Here is a 16,028-nt window from a genome sequence, read left to right on the forward strand (position 1 = left end):
CTCAGCCGCCCTCGGCCATGCGCTGGAAGAACTCTTCGTTCGTCGCCGTCGCGGCGAGCTTGCGCAGCAGGAACTGCGTCGCGTCCTCCGGCGCCATGTCGCCGAGGAAGTGGCGCAGGAGGAAGATCCGGTTCCGTTCCTTGTCGGAGAGCAGCAGCTCTTCCTTGCGCGTGCCCGACTTGTTGATCTCGATCGCCGGATAGATGCGGCGGTTCGCGATGTCGCGGTCGAGCACGATCTCCTGGTTGCCCGTGCCCTTGAACTCCTCGAAGATCACTTCGTCCATGCGCGAGCCGGTGTTCACCAGCGCCGTCGCGACGATCGTCAGCGAACCGCCGTTCTCGATGCGCCGCGCGGCGCCGAAGAACCGCTTCGGCTTCTCCAGCGCCTTCGCATCCACGCCGCCCGAGAGGATCTTGCCGCTCATCGGCGTCACCGCGTTGTGGGCGCGGGCGAGGCGCGTGATCGAGTCGAGCAGGATCACCACGTCGCGGCCCTGTTCCACCAAGCGCTTGGCCTTCTCGATCACCATCTCCGCCACCTGCACGTGGCGCTTCGGCACTTCGTCGAAGGTGCTCGCCACCACTTCGGCGCTCGGCACCGTCGCGATGAAGTCCGTCACTTCCTCCGGCCGCTCGTCGATCAGCAGCACGATGAGTTCGATCTCCGGATGGTTCTCGGCGATCGCATTCGCCATGCGCTGCAGGAACAGCGTCTTGCCGGCCCGCGGCGGTGCGACGATCAACCCGCGCTGGCCCTTGCCGAGCGGCGCGATGAGGTCGGCGACGCGCATCGCGAGCCCGCCTGACTTCGATTCCAGCCGGATGCGTTGGTCCGGGTACTTGGGCCGCAGCGTGTCGAAGTTGCCGCGCGCCAACGCGGCTTCCGGCGCGGCGCCGTTCACCGATTCCACCTGCGCCAGCGCGAGGAACTTTTCCCAGGGCTTCGCCGGCCGCACCGTGCCGCGCACCACGTCCCCCGTGCGCAGGCCGAAGCGCTTCACCTGCGCCGGCGCCACGTGGACGTCGTCGGGTCCCGCGAGGTAGCTGTGCGCGGGCTGGCGCAGGTAGCCGTTGCCGCCCTTCACCAACTCCAGGGTGCCCTCGGCGATCAGCGTCTCGCCGCGCCCGAGCAACGCCTTCTCCACGCGCAGCAGCAGGTCGCCGTGGGCGATCGTCGGGGTGGGCGCGAGCGACAGTTGCTCGGCGAGGGCGCGCAGCTCGGCCTCAGGAAGGCGGCGCAGGGACGCGGTTTCCACGCAGGATGTGGGGAGGAGGGAGCGGAGGCGGCGCCGGGCCCGCGCACACGGGGCGGGGAGGTGAGGGGCGCGACCTAGAGGGATACGTGCAGTGCGCAAGGCGGGATTCGAACCCACGACCTCTGCCTCCGGAGGGCAGCGCTCTATCCAGCTGAGCTACTCGCGCGAATGGTGAAAACTATCGCCCCCACCCCCCTTCCGGGTAGGCCGCTCGGGCAAAATCCCGGGGCGCCGGGGATGCGGATTGAACGCGCGCGTCGTATAGTTGCGGAACCCTCCGGATCCCACCGCGCACTCCGTGCCCCCCGGAGCTACCTGACCCACACGAGGACCACGCGATGCCGGCTACTTTCGCCCCGATCGACCAGGCGACGATTTCCGCACTCAACGCCGGCGGTGAGCGGGCGCTGGAACAGATCTTCCGCGACCACTACGACTGGATCCTCGAGAAGGCGCTCGAGCGCCTCAAGGGTGAGAACGCCGCCGCACCGAAGCTCATCGTCAACACCGTGCGCGAGTTCTGGGAAGAGCGCGATGGCTTCCACTCCAGCGCCGAGATCGAGGCCTTCTTCAACGAGGAGCTCCGGCACCGCGCCCGGGCCATCCGTGCGCGCATGACCGCCGTGCATCGCTTCGAGAAGGCCGAGGGCGTGCATGTCGCGCCGCCGCCGGCCGCCCCGAACGCCGATCAACTCTGGACCGAGATCGCCGCCGAGCTGCACAAGCCCGTCGTCGATCCCGCCACCGCGGCCAAGCGCCGTCGCGAGCACCGCTCGCATGAAGTCGCCGAGCACATCCAGACGGTGACGCAGCGTGCCGCGTGGAAGACGCCCATCATCGTCGCCGTCGTCGCGACCGTCGTGGCGCTGGCCAGCGCCTGGTGGTTCGGTGAGAAGTCGCGTGCCGAGGTCATCAACCAGATGCTCGGCTCGGCCGAGGCGCAGCAGGTGAACACCCGCGCCGGCCAGCTCGGCAGCGTCACCCTCGCCGACAACTCGACGGCGCGCCTCGGGCCCGAGACGCGCCTCGTCATCGTCGACCAGTTCGGCAACGAGTATCGCACCCTCAGCCTCTCCGGCACCGCCGTGTTCACCGTCACGCCGGGCAACATGAATGCCTTCGAGGCGCGCTTGGGTGACATCTCCGTGTTCTCCGAGGGCGGCGTCTTCACCGCGCGCGACTACGGCGACGAGATGCAGCGGGTCGTGCGTGCCGACGAGGGCACGCTGCGCCTCACCGTCGGTGGTGCGGAGCGCACGCTGGCGCAGGGCGAGGCTGTCACCGTCGATCGCAGCGGCGCCATTGCCGCGGCCGATCCCGCCACCGTCGAGCGTGAACTCGCCTGGACCGCGGGCCGACTGGTCCTGCGTGACGTGACCGCCGGCACCGCCGTGCAGGCCCTCTGGCGCTGGTACGGCATGGATATCGCGCTCACCGATTCCGTCGCTGCCGCGCGCAGCGTCTCGCTCGACGTGCCGCTCGGTTCGTCGCAGGCCGCCATCACGGCGCTCGAGGGTGCCGCGCAGCTCCGCTTCCAGTGGATCGAAGGCAAGATGACCCTCCAGCCGCAGGCCGCGGCGCGCGGCCGCCGCTGATGCGGGTCGCCCGCGCACTCATCGCGGCGATGGTCCTCACGTCGGCGGCCGGGGCGCAGCAAGCGCCTCGGCCGTCGTCGATGACCATGAGCGGGCCGCTGATCATGAGCGCCGGTCCCTCGCTCGAGGTGCCCGACGCGAACTTCGCCGTTCCGCCGGGCCACGTGTTCCGCGTGATGTGGGAGATCAACGCGCTGCCCGACTCGTCCGCGGTGAGCCCGCAGATCACCACGATCGCGCGCTTCTACAACCTGCACGCGCGTCACGGCGTGCCGAAGGCGAATCTCTTCGGGGCGGCGGTCGTCCACGGGACCGGGTGGCGCGCGTTGCTCACCGACGAGGCCTATCAGCGTCGGTACGGCCGGCCCAATCCGAGCAAGGCGTTGGTCGAGGAGCTCATCGCCAACGGCGCCAAGTTCGCCGTCTGTGGCCAGACGGCCGGCTCGATGGGCGTCACTCGCGAGGAGCTCCTGCCCGGCGTGCAGCTCGCCATCTCCGCGATGACGGCACTCAACGTGTTCTACGCCGAAGGCTATCGCCTGCAACCCTGGCGCTGACGCGCCAGGCGCGACGCCTTACGGCGTGACCGCGCCGCCCAGCTGCAGCAATCCCGTCATCCCGCGCATCGCGTGCGGCGTCGCCGAGGCCGGCGCCGCCGCGACCGCCTTGGCGACGACCGGCGCGCCGACCTTCGGCGCTTCGGTGCGCTCCGCCTCGACGCCAAGGGCGAATCCCGCGAAGAACATCACGATGGCGACGATTTCGGTGCTGGGGCCGGATTCCTGCTGCAACACGGGGATGCTCCGCGAGCGATGTGGGCGTCGAGTGCGGACAGGCGCCCACGCGCCACGCAGTTCGACGACGCCTTGATTCTGCTGCCGACCGAGTGCGCGCGCAACTGGATGCGAAAGGCGACTTCGCGTGACTTTCAGCCGAGCACCGCGGCGGCGCTCTTCCTCCGGGTCTCGACCGAAGAGCAGGCGCGGGAGGGCGTCTCGCTTGACGCCCAGGAGGCGCGCCTGCTGGGCGACGCCGCAGCGCACGGGCTCGACGTGAACGTGACTTACCGTGACTCTGGGGTCAGCGGGTCGGTGCCGCTGGGCGAACGGCCGCAGGGCGCCGAGCTGCCGACGGCGCTCGATCGCGGCGAGTTGCAGCGAGTTCTCGCCTTCAAGCTCGACCGGCTCTTCCGCGACGCGGTGGATTGCCTGCGCACCGTTCGGCAATGGGACGATGCGGGGACCGCGATGCACCTCGTCGATCTTGGCGCCCAGGCGGTGAACGCCGGCTCGGCGGTGGGGCGCTTCTTCCTCGGGATGCTCGCCGGCGTCGCTGCGGGACGAGGTGGCGCGGGGAGAGCGGGTGGGAGCGCCGCCCTATGGCTATGCGGCCACGGGGGACGGCGCGGCTTGGGTGCCGGTGCCGGAGGAGCAGGCAGTGCTTCGTCGCATTCGCTCACTGAGTAGGGGTGGACTCACCCGGCTCGCCGCTGAGGCCGACGCCCTCAACCGGGACGGGGTGCCAACGAAACGAGGCGGCAGCTGGCACCCGTCTACCGTGTGAAGGGTCCTCTCACAGAGTGCGCTCGCCATCGCCTAGCAGTTGCTTCTGCTGGCCCGTATGTTTCACGTCGAGGGTAGGTTGAGACAGCAGACGCCTCGTTACCGGGATGCCAGATATCTCGCAGCTTCCGCGCGCGCCGATCGTCGAGGCGCTCCTAGATATTCGCTCCGAGCACGATCGTCCAATCTCGGAGGAGGTGCTGGACGGCTTTGGATCGGTCTTAGGACCTGAGTTTTCCAACAAGCTCGTACGACAAAGCGTGACGGGGAATCTCAAGGTTGATCGGAACTCAGCGGCCACGGCCTCGGCCCAGGTATCGACCGTGGCCTACCTGTTCAGGTCCAACGACGGAAAGTGGGTTGTTCAGGTGCGCAAGGACGGCTTCGCGCTGAGCCGACTTGCTCCCTATGTGTCCTTTGAAGAGCTGAGGGCGACCGCGGAGAGGCTCTGGGGCCGCTTCGCGGCCGAAACCAAGGCACGTAAGGTCACCAGAACTGCGCTTCGCTACATCAACCGCGTCGTGGTTCCTCGCCCGGTGGAAAGACTCACCGACTATTTCGCCTCGGGTCCGATGGTTGGAGAAGGCATTCCGCACGGATTGCTCAACTTCTTTGTGCACCTTGAGCTCTCGGATCCGACGTCAAGCATCCAGACGGTCGTGAATATGACGGTCGACACCGCCGCGACAACTCCATCAGAGCTTCCCATCATCTTCGACATTGACGTCTTCCGTCTGACGTCACTTCCGGCCAAGGGAAAGGATCTCTTTTCCCAGTTCACCGCGTTGCGCGAGCGGAAGAATGTCGTCTTCTTCGAGAGTCTGACCGAGTCAGCCCTGGAGTTACTGAGACGATGATACCAGCAGTTGACGTGCCGCCCACAATGCCAGCCGTGTATCGCAGCGCCACCGCCACCGGTGTCAGCGCGAGCGCGGTGGCGGTCTGGGATAGCTGGCAGGGGGCGAGCGCGCACTCCACCTACCCCGTTAGCCGTCAGCCCCTGGCGGAAAAGTTCAGGGACTTAGCGGAGACTTGGAGGCGTGGTCGGGGACCGCACTCCTCCCACGAAGCACTCGTATTGTCCGTGCCATACCAGCGGATCATCGCGCTAGGGCCAGTAGCGATTCCGCTTATCATAAACGAGATGCGCCGCAACCCCGACCACTGGTTCTGGGCGCTGCACGTGTTGACCGGCGTCAACCCGGTCATTCCGCAGCACTACGGGGATCTCAGGGCTATGACTGCCGACTGGCTCACCTGGGCAGCGGCGAACGGCTATTAGAGTTGCCTCGTTCGATCATCTTCAGGGAGTTTCCGCGGCTGCGGACGACTCTCTTCTCGATCACCAGCCCGGATACGCAGCAATACAACTGCATTGCCTGGGCTGCTGGCGACGACTCTAGGTGGTGGTGGCCTAGTGGCTTCGGATACTGGCCGCCGGGCGTCGTGAGGGAGGTGTCACTGCGCCGGTTCGTGGAAGCGTTCGAGAGCCTCGGCTACAAGCAGTGCCCTGATGGTGCACATGAAGATGGCGTGGAGAAAGTAGTAATCTACGTTGATTCAGTGGGTATCCCTACCCACGCAGCCCGCCAGCTTCGCAACGGGCAGTGGACGAGCAAGCTCGGTGGCTGGGAGGACGTTCGACACACTGTCTTCGGGCTGACAGGCACAACATACGGAGAGGCCGCGGTCTACCTTTCTCGCGAGTTCGCTGCTCCCTGATTGGTGATCCTGCATAGCCGAAGCGTCGGGTTCGACTACAGCGTCGTCCAGCCGACGCTCGACGTGTCGCCCATTACAAGCGCGCTCGTGGTGCAGACCGACCGCACCATCGCCGTCGCCAACGCGCCGCTCGCGGTGCAGCAGGGAGGCTTCCTCGCCGTGCAGAAGGCCGTGCAGAACGGCCTCATGTCGGTCGGCATCCAGCTCGCGGCGATAGGGTGGGCCATCCGCAACGGCACCGTCACGGGAGTCGAGCCCGTCGACGTGCCCTTCGACTCCGGACGCACGAAGTAATGCGCGTCCTCGTCATGCTCACCGCCTACGACCCCGCGCTGCCGGGCACGCGGACGTTCTACCTCACGACCGGCACCGCGCTCGAGGAGCTCGCGCGGCGCTTGGAGGAGCAGCTGCGGCTGCAGGCGTTCGAGCGACAGACGGCGGCCGAGAGGATCCGCCGCCTCCAGGTCACGGTCACATATGGGCCGGTGGTGCTGGGCACTGCGCGCTCGCTCGTCGACGCGCAGGGTGAGCAGCTAGAGCCGGAGCGCGCGCGACGCAGCTGGTGGCGATCGCTCCTGCGCGGCGCGCGTGTGGCTGGTCCGACCGCGGGTGGGGCCGCCGCTGGGACGTTGGCGGCGGGGCCCGGAGGTGCCGCTGTCGGTGGGACGGTCGGGCTCGCGTCGGGCGCCGCGCCCTGTCGCTGACGAACTAGCGCGGTCCCCCTACCGAGCAGCCGGGGCCGGAGGCGTCGGTATCATCTGCATTTGCATCTGCTGCATCGGCAAGAACTGGTGCTTGACAAACGCGCGGTCACGTTGGTTCTCGATCAGCTTGGCAGCAGACGGATTCATCGAGAAGACGTGCATTGTCGCGTGGAACACGGACAGCACCTTGTCCTGCAGCTCTTGGTCCGCCTCAAGATCTCGGACGACGAACCCAAGTGTCCGCGCAAGTTCGCGATGGACCGGTCGCCCGTGGCTCTTAAATGAACCGTGGTCGGCGAGCTTGAGTGCGATCTTCTCGGCTCGCGTCTTTGCGTCCGGCATACCCTTGAACATCCAGCGCTCCAACCAAGTCGCGACCAACTCCGCCGCCAGGCCCGATGCGTTCTCGCATTGCGCGAGTAGCGCGGGTCCGTACTGCGGCAGCATGGGAGCCCAAGCCCCGAGCTTCTTCGGGTCGGCGCACTCGTTGAGGGCGCGCTCAAACTGCTGCAGGATCGCCTGGGCCGGAATCGCGCCCATCGGCGTGATCAGCTGTGGGTCAATCGGACCGAGGGACGAATGTGCGCCCATCACGATCTCGTCTGCGGCGCACGAGAGCATCGTGGCGGCCGACATTGCTGCCTGCGGTACGATGACGCGGATGTTGTCGAACTTCTGCCGGAGGTAGTGCACCATCATCTCTGCGGCATCCGGCGAGCCGCCGGGGCTGTGCAGGATCAGGTCGAGTGCGGCCTCCCGCTTCAGGCCGTTGACGACTTCCATCAGGCCATGCACGTCCTCGTCGACGATGGAAATCGCCTGGGAGTCCGTGACCATGCCTTGGACCCACCGCGACGCGTAGAGAATGACGTTGCGCCCGGTGTAAGCGTGCAGGGCGGCGATGTGCTTTCGACGAATCTGGTCGAGCAGCGGAACGCCGTTATGCGCAGCCGCGCTCTCCTGGATTTCCTCCAGGACGCCACCCCACGTCGGCGACACTCAGGCCGTGGTGCTGGAGGTCGCGAAGGAGCCCATCGGCCGCCGCGGCGTAGCGGCGCGCACGGCCTGAATCGCCACCTGGTACGCCGCGTAAGCGCGAATGACGTCTGCGACTCCAGGGTGGGCCTTGGCGCGCTCTTGTAGTTCTGCGGCAGCTTCGGAGGCCTTGGACGAACGACCGGTCGCGTCGTCGCGGCCGGCTGTAGGACGGGTCTTCATAGCGTTAGGGCGAGTCGGAAGGGTGGTGCAGCCGGGGGGACTGCTCGCTCTGTTCGCAAACAATACGAGGCGGTCCGGGCCCGGGCCTATCCGGAATTCTGTGTGTGAGGCCATACTGACCCTGAGGAGGGGCGATGGCCAAGCCGAAAGAGGAGTTCCCCACGTTTGACCCGGCGGCGCTGGACGCGCTGATCGGGGACGCGCGTTCGCCGGAGGATTTCACCGCCGTGATGCGCGCGTTGCAGAAGCGACTCGCGGAGCGGATGCTGGCCGGCGAACTGAGCGCGCACCTGGGCTACGCGCCCGGCGAGGCGAAGCCGGCCGGGCAGACGAACCATCGCAATGGCGCGACGCCGAAGACGGTGCTGACCGGGACCGGCGCCGTGCCGCTCGAGATCCCGCGCGACCGCGAGGGCACGTTCCGGCCGCAGTTGGTGCCCACGGGCGTGCGCCGCCTGCCGCAGTTCGATGCGAACGTGCTCTCGCTCTACGCGCGGGGCGTCAGCGTGCGCGAGATCCAGGCCCACCTGGAGCAGCTGTATCAGGTGGAGGTCGCGCCGAGCGTCATCAGCGTGATCACCGACGAGGTGGTGGCCGAGGTGCAGGCGTGGCAGCAGCGGCCGCTCGAGCGGATGTACCCGGTGGTCATCTTCGACGCGCTGCGGGTGAAGATCCGCGACGAGGGCACGGTCCGGAACAAGGCGGTCTACCTCGCGCTCGGCGTGGACCGCGAGGGGCACAAGGAGGTGCTGGGCCTCTGGATCGAGCAGACGGAAGGCGCGGGCTTCTGGCTGCGCGTGATGAGCGAATTGAAGGCGCGCGGCGTCGACGACATCCTCGTGGCGCTCGTCGATGGGCTCGTCGGCTTCCCGGACGCCATCACGACGGTCTTCCCGCAGGCGCAGGTGCACCACTGCGTCGTGCATCTCGTGCGGCAGAGCCTGGCGTACGCGAGCTGGAAGGACCGCAAGCCGATCAGCGCCGCCCTGCGGGCCATCTACAAGGCGCCCACCGAGGCGGCCGCCAGCAGTGCGCTCGAGACCCTCGCCGCCGGCCCGTGGGGCACGCGATATCCCGCCATCGCGGCGCTGTGGCGCCGGCACTGGCCGCACGTCGTGCCCGTCTTCGCCTACCCGCCCGAGCTCCGGCGGCTGCTCTACACGACGAACGCCATCGAGAGCCTGCACATGCAGCTCCGGAAGATCGTGAAGACCCGCGGCCACTTCCCGACCGACGAAGCCGCGGCCAAGTTGCTCTATCTCGCGCTGCGGAACATCCAAGCGAAGTGGAAGCGCGGGAGTCACGCTTGGAAGGCCGCGATGCCGTATCTCGGGATGCTGTTTGGTCCGCGCTTCACCGATCATGCGTGATCCCCACGACGCCTCGCACACAGAAATCCGTACAGGCCCCCGGGCCCGCGCAACGCAGGTACGCGCCGGCGTGCGTGTCAGTTAGACTCGTGCCGCCTCGATATGGTTCCTGTAGAGAGTATCGGTCGTTCTCGTGAAGCGCTTCACGGTGGGCCGCGAACGCGTCGTTCGCCAACTCAATGTGCGGGTCGCTACTCGTCTGCGCGCAGCTCGCGCTCGCCGGCGCCGGTCACGCTGACATGCCACTCTCGGTCCCGGCCGCGCACCGGGACGCACGAGACCCACCCCTGACGCTGGCAATGCAAGAGCAGCGCCTCGAAGGCCTCGGCGCTGTCCGCATGAAACAGGCTGTAGTCGCTCCACCGGAGCGTGCTCGCGGAGTAACCGCGCGGACGACGCTCGAGCAGCTTTCGGACGAGGCCAAGTTCAACCTCGGCGGCGGCCGCACTGCCCAGCGAAGGTCCTGTGCCCGGTGTAGGGCGGTTCCACGGCTGGGAGCGTGCCCACGTGAATGCCTCGCCCCACTCCACGTCTGCGTACGCGCCCTCACCATGCTGGCGGACGGCGGTCTCGTAGCGCTCCCGCACGTAGGTGGAGAGATATGCGCGCACCGGCGCCGGCTCGCGTGCCGCGGTGCGGTCCACCGCCTCGTTGATCTTGAAGGTGTATCGGCCGCAGACGGGACAGTGAATCGCCACGGGCCCAAGGTCGGCGCGATCCGCAGCGACAAGGCCACACACGGGGCAGTCGACGGTCGTCATACTCGCTTCATTCATGAGAGAGTTATTGGATGCGTGGGTGATCTCACGAACCGATCATTCATCACAGCTTCCGGCTGTACCCCTTCCGCGCATGCTTCATGATGTAGGCGTTCAAGCCGTCTCCGGCGTCCGCCCGCCGCTGCATCTCTCTGATGTGGTGCGCACCGGCGCTCGCGTCCGTGTACTCGTAGGCCGCGCCGGTGTCGAACTGTACGTGAATCCAGCCGGGCCCGTACTCGTAGGCGAAGACGCCTGAATCGTTGTCGACGTCGGCATAGCGCTTCACATCAGCACCCTCGCTGAGAGGACCGTCGGTAGCCCGCGGCCTGGGCTTCCTCCTCGGTCCTGAAGTAGATCCGGTTCTGGACGGCGAGCGAGTTTCCGCCGCTGCAGCCATTCCGGTAGTACGTAGAGCCGCGCCGCGAGGCGACCCACGGACCAATCGTCGCTGGCGCGGATGCCCTGGTCTCGCCCTCAGCGCTCGTCGGCGGTGCCGCCGGCGCAGGGCGTGAGGTCGGCGGTGGCGTCGGGTTCGCCGGGGGCGTCCCGACCCTGCAGGTCCTGTTCTGGGCGATGCACGTGTTGCCGCAGGGCTTGCCCTTCACGCACCCGCGCTGTGCCTCGAGGTCGCGCGCGGCAACCAGAGAGAGGCCAAGCAGCATCGCAACCGCCACTGCGAATCGAGAGGTACGCTTCATCGGATGCTCCCGGATGACTGATTCGCAATACTGCGGTCTCCGCCCGTTGGTGCGCCAGAGACGCCCTAGGCCGTCGAGCCGTCGGGCTTAGCCGTTGCACGCACACCCGGCTCCGACGCGGCAGGTCGAGCTCCTGGAGATGCAGCTGTCACCACACGCTTTGCCGGTGGTGCACACCCGACAGCACCCGCCGCTTCCACCGGCAGTTGGGGATTCAGAGCATCCGCTGACTGGCAAGCTGCCGAGAAGAAAAAGTATAGGGAGCAATCGCAAGACGTATCGAACGACTGTCACCGGACCCGTCCTCGTCGATGATTCAAGCGTGCGTATCGAAAGATATCTCTGCGGCATGTCCGATCGTGTGGCAATTGACGTCCGCAATGTCAACCACGAAAACCAAGCGGGTACGGGATCGCCACTTGCTGATCCCGTCCCCGCCGTGCATCCAGCCTCCGTGATCTACTCTCCCGCCGCGAGGTGGGTTGGCACTCCGCGCAGGCGTGCTGCAGCGAGCTGACGGGTCACGCCCTCCACGGGAATCGAGGCTATGATCGTGGCCTTGTCGCAAGACAGGATCTGAACGGACGAGCGCTCCGAGTTGAAGAGCGCGAACTCTCGGGCGACTGCTGCGGCGTCGATCACGCCCTGTACGTCCATTGCCGCGGCCGAGGCGACCATTCGGGTGTAGTCCACTTTCTTTCCCGCGTCCACCTCAAAACATCCCGCGTGGCAGCCTCCTTCGACTAAGCAAACTCTACAGTCACCGTGGTGATCCCGGTACGCGCCGATCGGTCCCGGGAGCATGTAGTGGCCGCCGGTGCAGTACCACATGCCGTAACAGCCACCCTGCGCAGGCGCGGAAGGCGCGGGCGGTGGCGAGTCCGCCGCCACCACCGTAAGCGCAGCAATCAGGGTCATGAGAATCTTCATGAGAGGTGCTCCTGTTGAGGTGTGCTGTTGCCGGGGAACTGCGATTGACCGTTACGTGTGGGGGCCGCGGTCGCTAGGGCCTTGTCAGGCGCGGTCGGAGCACGCTGATCTCTGGCAATCCGTCTGCGACCGTGCGGTAAGTGACGAGGTCGCCGTTATCCAGTACGTCGAAGACGAACTCCCGTAGCATTTGGCGAGCGACCACTCTTCCTCGGTCGGGGTCAATGACTTCGACCTGAACCTCGAAGAGCTTAGCGAAGTCGATGGAGCGCGATGACAGTTCTCGAACTCCCTCTTGCACTCGGGGCCATCCGGCTCGCCAGTTGGCCCTCGGTACGCGAATGTAGACCCACAACAGCCCTTCGGTGTCTTCCGCAATGCCGATCACACTGGGCGGCGGCGGCGTGTTCGGGTTTCCAATCCACGCCTGTGAACGTCCGCGAAACCACTCCGGAGACCGACGAAGCTCGGCGAGGTGCTGTCCCGAGGCACTCCATCGCGCTAGGCGATACTCCAACGGGTCCGACATCCAGAAGTTCGCCTGCTTCGGAGTCGACACGTTCTGCGGGATGGTCGCGTTCCCTCCTGGCACCATGCGGCCACGCTCCCAGCCGAACGACGTGAGCACCCTTGCGCGAGGACCGGAAAGGTCGAGCACGTGCATCTGAAATCCGGCGGCCTCTGGCGATCCAAGAAATCCGGTAGCAAGCACCCGGCTCGGCCACTCGACGACTTTGAGCGGGGCAAGGGGAGTCGGAAGTGTGACCTCCCGACGCGGTACGCCTGACGGGTCAATGACGAGCACGCGGCCGTCGATTTGAACGGCGAGTGTACTGTCCCCGGGTGCCTGTGCGAGGCCAACGGTTCCTGCGAACTCGTTCGGGCCACGTCCCGCAGTTCCCACCACCCCCAAGAACTGTCCGTCTCGGGAGAACCGTCGCGGGAGCTCTCCCACCTCGATGACGTATACCGCCCCGCTCTGCGTAAGTAGCACGTCGCCGGGGATCCACGAGACGGTGCTGTCTCCGGTCTTCAGGGTCAGCAGTTGCCGCAGATTGATGACGCATCGTGAACACGTCGGTTGGTCAGGAACGATGCGGGCATCCGCCTGACCGTACGTGACGCTAGCGGACAGCACGAGCGCGGCGAGGGCCGAAGACGCAATGATTGCACGCATCTCGATAGATTAGGAGGAAGGCGGCTCATGGGTTGCAGCGCGAGCTACGCTGGGGACGGGAGCGTGAACTGTCAAGATGGCCTAGGTCTTATTGCTCAGGAGGTTGTTCACAGGGCGTAGCCTCACCAAGCTGGGGTTGTCGAGACACTCAACCGGCAACGCCAGCGGCCCCATGAACACCCACAAGAATGCACGCTTGACGCCGTATCTGCGACGGGAGGCGTGCCGCCGCGTGGCGGCGGGCATCCCCGTGGCCCAGGTCGCCCGCGAGCTCGGCGTCTCGCGCCAGACCATCCACGCCTGGCTCGAGCGCCCCGACGACGTCGAGACGCGCTCGTCCAAACCGCATCACTCGCCGACGTGGATCCTGCGGCGCTAGCGCCGGCAGATCCGCAAGCGGCGCGGCCAGCGCTGGTCCGGCCGGCGCATCGCGCAGCACTGCGGCATCCCGCTGTCGACCGTCGGCCGCGAGCTGCGCCGCCTCGGCCTGGGCCGCCTCCCGGCGGTCGACGGCCCGCGGCGGATCGTCCGCTACGAGCGCGACAGGCCCGGCGAGCTCGTGCATCTCGACATCAAAAAGCTCGGCCGCATCAGTCTCGTGGGGCATCGCATCCACGGCGACCGGCGCCGCCGCACGCACGGGCGGGGCTGGGAGGACGTGCACGTCGTCGAGCGCATCCTCACCGACAACGGCAGCTGCTACCGCGCGCTGCCCTTCGGCGAGCAGGCCCTCGCGCTCGGGATCGGCCAGCGCTTCACGCGGCCCAATCGCCCGCAGACCAACGGCAAGGCCGAGCGCTTCATCCGCACGCTTATCAATGAACGGGCGTACAACCGCGCCTACGCCCGCTCCGGCTGGCGCACCCGCGCACTATCCGTCCTTCTACAACACGGAGCGCCGGCAGAGCGCGCTCGGCCACCAGACCCCGGCGATGCGGCTCGCCCAGTATCTGTCAACAACGTGCTGAGTCACTACAACTAGGTTAGAAGGTGACTCCCGGCCTCGTGCCACTAGCACATTCCCTTGGCGTTTCGGCAGGCCTCGCCGCCCGCCGAGTCCGCTGTTGCACGCCGCGATTTCGCTTCTCATATTCTCGAAGCTGAGGGTAATCCGGCGGCCTTCTGAAAGCGACTAGCCCGAAACTGACTAGCGGAGGGGGAATGCAGGTTCGCTCGCTCAATCGGATTATGTGGGTGACCACACTCGTGCTTCTGCTCACAGGAGCGCATCGAATCTCCCTTCTCGACGACAGCATCTCGGATGACTTCGAAGGTGCCCCGGTGCTTTGTCCGCAAATGCTGCCACCAATCGATGGTCACTATTCCAGCATGACGGGAATCACGTTCAATGTGCAGAAGTGGCAGCAACCGGCCGGAGCTGAGGTGCCGTTCCGGCCTCACACGTTTTCGCTGACGACGAGAATTCAGCCTGTCCTTTTCGGCCAAGGCTGGTACGAAGTCTTTCCCAAAGAGACTCAGTATGAGGGGAAGACATGGTACTGGCAGGCAAGTAGTGGCGTGCCTGGAGTATTGGCGAGTTGTACAAGAACCTGGACGTTTTTTTATGGCTGGGTCACACGGGTGGCTTGGATGGGGCCGGTGTGGGGACACGCCTTTCCAAGCGACTTTGAACCCACCACGGTGACGAGGCTGAGACCCGGAATGTCCGGACTGGAATGCTGGGAGTTGGTGCTTGTCGGATATGATAGCTACGGTGCGTATTACGAGATTGTACTCGACAGCTGGTGCAACCCAGTTTTCGAGGAATGAACACATGACCCGTAGAATCCCCGCAATATTCGCCATGCGGCTTCCCCTCTTGGTTTGCGCTCTCACGTTTTGCTTGCTTGTGAGCTGCTCCGACAGTCGAGCGTTTGCCGTCGACGGTGCCGGACGCACTGCGCGACTGATTGATGAAGCAAGTCCTCGTGCGTTGGCTGTTCTGTCTTCGACGGCTCTGGCTGCCCTTGATTCGCAAATAGTGAGTTCACTCCTGGAGCAGGTGCCACCGGAGTCCCGGGAGCGTGAACGAACGATCTTGGTTCCCTCGCCAAGAACAGTCGCGATCATTGCATCCACACCGGCAACCGAGTACGAGCCGCTCTTGAATGCTCTGGCAAACGTCCGAGCTGAGAGAGCAAGAAGGATTCGGGGCGCCGCCGTCGAGAGAAGGGCTCAGCGAGTTCGAGTAATCCTCAGTCCGTCGATCGATAGAGATTCGGCGACTGTCGCTGTCGTGATCAAGCGCCCGACTGATCCCGCGGCGCCCCTTGTGCTCGTTTTGCGTGCTTCCGACGCGGGGCCGCGCGAGTTGGCGATGGGGCTTCGTATGGCAGCTCGAATCGCGTCGGACACGCTTGTCGGGAGCAGAGAGAGACGAGTGCGGTTCAGGAGAGATCCAGCGTACGACTCGCCCGCCACGAGCTCGTTCTCGCGAGCCGCCGGCATCCTTGAAATGCTCAGCGAATCGCCCGAGCGCGACCTTGTTGGTTTCGGGAGGGTTCGTATGCTCGATGTGTACACCACGCTTGAGGACGGACGCTGACTGGACCGCCTAGATGCGAGCGCTGCGCCGCGCCGGCAACCTCGGTTCTATGGTGCTACGAGGGCCGCGCGGCTGGGATGCGCGTGTACTGCGAGAGTTGCATTGGCGTCCAAAGGCTGACGGCTGGCTCTGAACTCCTCGAGGGGCCGCTCAACTGGGGGCGCGACTGGAGCGAGGTTGCTGCCTGGTTGGGTCGGGCTCGCAGCAGCTCGTCCTCACGAAAGGAACACAAACTGCTCGCACTCGAGATTCGTCGGATTCTACCGCTTCTAGGAGCCGACATCCCGGAGTCCGTTAGGGAGTTCTTGAACCAACACGGAAGCCTGAATAGCGAGTGACTGCGCGCGCATCTCGCGCCTGCCATTCTTCCTCCCGAGAGGTGATTCGTCGGCAGTCCAGCTGCGACGCCAAGCTTAACCGAGATGCGGACAGACACTTGGCGGACACTGGAGGGTCTTGTGGACACTGAACCGATGAAGCCCTGCAAC

19 protein-coding genes and 1 tRNA gene are annotated in these 16,028 nt (G+C 66.0%); 12 read left to right on the forward strand and 8 right to left on the reverse strand.

Going from position 1 to position 16,028, the window contains the following annotated elements; translation table 11 throughout:
• Position 1: 1 nt before the first annotated feature.
• Complete coding sequence (rho, locus tag Strain318_RS02360; protein WP_367886934.1) at positions 2 to 1,258, reverse strand: transcription termination factor Rho; 1,257 nt, start codon at positions 1,256 to 1,258, stop codon at positions 2 to 4.
• A gap of 92 nt (positions 1,259 to 1,350) precedes the next feature.
• Positions 1,351 to 1,424: transfer RNA gene (locus tag Strain318_RS02365), tRNA-Arg, on the reverse strand.
• Between the two features lie 172 nt (positions 1,425 to 1,596).
• Here Strain318_RS02365 and Strain318_RS02370 point away from each other — a divergent pair.
• Positions 1,597 to 2,853, forward strand: coding sequence for a FecR family protein (locus Strain318_RS02370; RefSeq protein ID WP_367886935.1), 1,257 nt, complete (start codon positions 1,597 to 1,599; stop codon positions 2,851 to 2,853).
• Entirely contained in the window at positions 2,853 to 3,410 is a 558-nt protein-coding gene (locus Strain318_RS02375; protein WP_367886936.1) for a DsrE family protein, read from the forward strand. Before Strain318_RS02370 ends, Strain318_RS02375 begins: the two co-directional genes overlap by 1 nt.
• Positions 3,411 to 3,428: 18 nt before the next feature.
• Here the strand turns inward: Strain318_RS02375 and Strain318_RS02380 are convergent, their stop codons facing one another.
• The gene (locus tag Strain318_RS02380; RefSeq protein WP_367886937.1) at positions 3,429 to 3,647 is read right to left on the reverse strand and encodes a hypothetical protein; all 219 of its coding nucleotides are present in this window, start codon (positions 3,645 to 3,647) and stop codon (positions 3,429 to 3,431) included.
• 108 nt (positions 3,648 to 3,755) lie between these two features.
• Here Strain318_RS02380 and Strain318_RS02385 point away from each other — a divergent pair, with 108 nt between their 5' ends.
• The 6 genes from Strain318_RS02385 (at position 3,756) to Strain318_RS02405 (ending at position 6,841) form a co-directional block, all read left to right on the forward strand.
• Positions 3,756 to 4,319 carry a recombinase family protein gene (locus Strain318_RS02385; RefSeq protein WP_367886938.1) on the forward strand — a complete coding sequence of 188 codons (564 nt, stop codon included), beginning with the start codon at positions 3,756 to 3,758 and terminating at the stop codon, positions 4,317 to 4,319.
• Between the two features lie 203 nt (positions 4,320 to 4,522).
• Positions 4,523 to 5,272 (forward strand): TIGR04255 family protein, encoded by a 750-nt coding sequence (locus Strain318_RS02390; protein ID WP_367886939.1) that lies wholly within the window; start codon positions 4,523 to 4,525, stop codon positions 5,270 to 5,272.
• Positions 5,273 to 5,559: 287 nt separating this feature from the next.
• Positions 5,560 to 5,697, forward strand: a complete 138-nt coding sequence (locus Strain318_RS02395; protein ID WP_367886940.1) for a hypothetical protein — start codon at positions 5,560 to 5,562, stop codon at positions 5,695 to 5,697.
• A 2-nt stretch (positions 5,698 to 5,699) separates the two neighbouring features.
• Positions 5,700 to 6,137 (forward strand): DUF7689 domain-containing protein, encoded by a 438-nt coding sequence (locus Strain318_RS14940; RefSeq protein WP_437436309.1) that lies wholly within the window; start codon positions 5,700 to 5,702, stop codon positions 6,135 to 6,137.
• Entirely contained in the window at positions 6,138 to 6,431 is a 294-nt protein-coding gene (locus Strain318_RS02400) for a hypothetical protein (RefSeq protein WP_367887972.1), read from the forward strand.
• Complete coding sequence (locus Strain318_RS02405; RefSeq protein WP_367886942.1) at positions 6,431 to 6,841, forward strand: hypothetical protein; 411 nt, start codon at positions 6,431 to 6,433, stop codon at positions 6,839 to 6,841. Before Strain318_RS02400 ends, Strain318_RS02405 begins: the two co-directional genes overlap by 1 nt.
• A gap of 18 nt (positions 6,842 to 6,859) precedes the next feature.
• Here Strain318_RS02405 and Strain318_RS02410 read toward each other — a convergent pair whose 3' ends face one another.
• A complete protein-coding gene (locus Strain318_RS02410) occupies positions 6,860 to 7,840 on the reverse strand; it encodes an SDH family Clp fold serine proteinase (protein WP_367886943.1) in 981 nt (326 codons plus the stop codon).
• A 353-nt stretch (positions 7,841 to 8,193) separates the two neighbouring features.
• Here Strain318_RS02410 and Strain318_RS02415 point away from each other — a divergent pair, with 353 nt between their 5' ends.
• Positions 8,194 to 9,429, forward strand: a complete 1,236-nt coding sequence (locus tag Strain318_RS02415) for an IS256 family transposase (RefSeq protein ID WP_367886944.1) — start codon at positions 8,194 to 8,196, stop codon at positions 9,427 to 9,429.
• 191 nt (positions 9,430 to 9,620) lie between these two features.
• On the opposite strand, the gene Strain318_RS02420 is transcribed toward Strain318_RS02415, so the two are convergent.
• The 4 genes from Strain318_RS02420 to Strain318_RS02435 all read right to left on the reverse strand — a co-directional run bounded on the left by Strain318_RS02420 (position 9,621) and on the right by Strain318_RS02435 (position 12,995).
• Positions 9,621 to 10,190: a hypothetical protein gene (locus Strain318_RS02420; RefSeq protein ID WP_367886945.1), complete on the reverse strand. Its 570-nt coding sequence runs from the start codon at positions 10,188 to 10,190 to the stop codon at positions 9,621 to 9,623.
• A gap of 61 nt (positions 10,191 to 10,251) precedes the next feature.
• Positions 10,252 to 10,476, reverse strand: a complete 225-nt coding sequence (locus tag Strain318_RS02425) for a hypothetical protein (RefSeq protein WP_367886946.1) — start codon at positions 10,474 to 10,476, stop codon at positions 10,252 to 10,254.
• Between the two features lie 871 nt (positions 10,477 to 11,347).
• Positions 11,348 to 11,818: a hypothetical protein gene (locus tag Strain318_RS02430; protein ID WP_367886947.1), complete on the reverse strand. Its 471-nt coding sequence runs from the start codon at positions 11,816 to 11,818 to the stop codon at positions 11,348 to 11,350.
• A gap of 73 nt (positions 11,819 to 11,891) precedes the next feature.
• Positions 11,892 to 12,995, reverse strand: coding sequence for an NHL repeat-containing protein (locus tag Strain318_RS02435; protein WP_367886948.1), 1,104 nt, complete (start codon positions 12,993 to 12,995; stop codon positions 11,892 to 11,894).
• A gap of 172 nt (positions 12,996 to 13,167) precedes the next feature.
• Between Strain318_RS02435 and Strain318_RS02440 the strand changes: the two genes are divergently transcribed.
• The 3 genes from Strain318_RS02440 to Strain318_RS02450 all read left to right on the forward strand — a co-directional run bounded on the left by Strain318_RS02440 (position 13,168) and on the right by Strain318_RS02450 (position 14,765).
• Positions 13,168 to 13,374, forward strand: a complete 207-nt coding sequence (locus Strain318_RS02440) for a helix-turn-helix domain-containing protein (protein WP_367886949.1) — start codon at positions 13,168 to 13,170, stop codon at positions 13,372 to 13,374.
• A gap of 180 nt (positions 13,375 to 13,554) precedes the next feature.
• A complete protein-coding gene (locus tag Strain318_RS02445) occupies positions 13,555 to 13,977 on the forward strand; it encodes a hypothetical protein (protein WP_367886950.1) in 423 nt (140 codons plus the stop codon).
• 179 nt (positions 13,978 to 14,156) lie between these two features.
• Positions 14,157 to 14,765 (forward strand): hypothetical protein, encoded by a 609-nt coding sequence (locus tag Strain318_RS02450; protein ID WP_367886951.1) that lies wholly within the window; start codon positions 14,157 to 14,159, stop codon positions 14,763 to 14,765.
• The last annotated feature ends 1,263 nt before the right edge of the window (positions 14,766 to 16,028 follow it).

The sequence above is a fragment of the Pseudogemmatithrix spongiicola genome (assembly GCF_030623445.1).
GTDB classification, from domain to species: Bacteria; Gemmatimonadota; Gemmatimonadetes; order Gemmatimonadales; family Gemmatimonadaceae; genus Pseudogemmatithrix; species Pseudogemmatithrix spongiicola.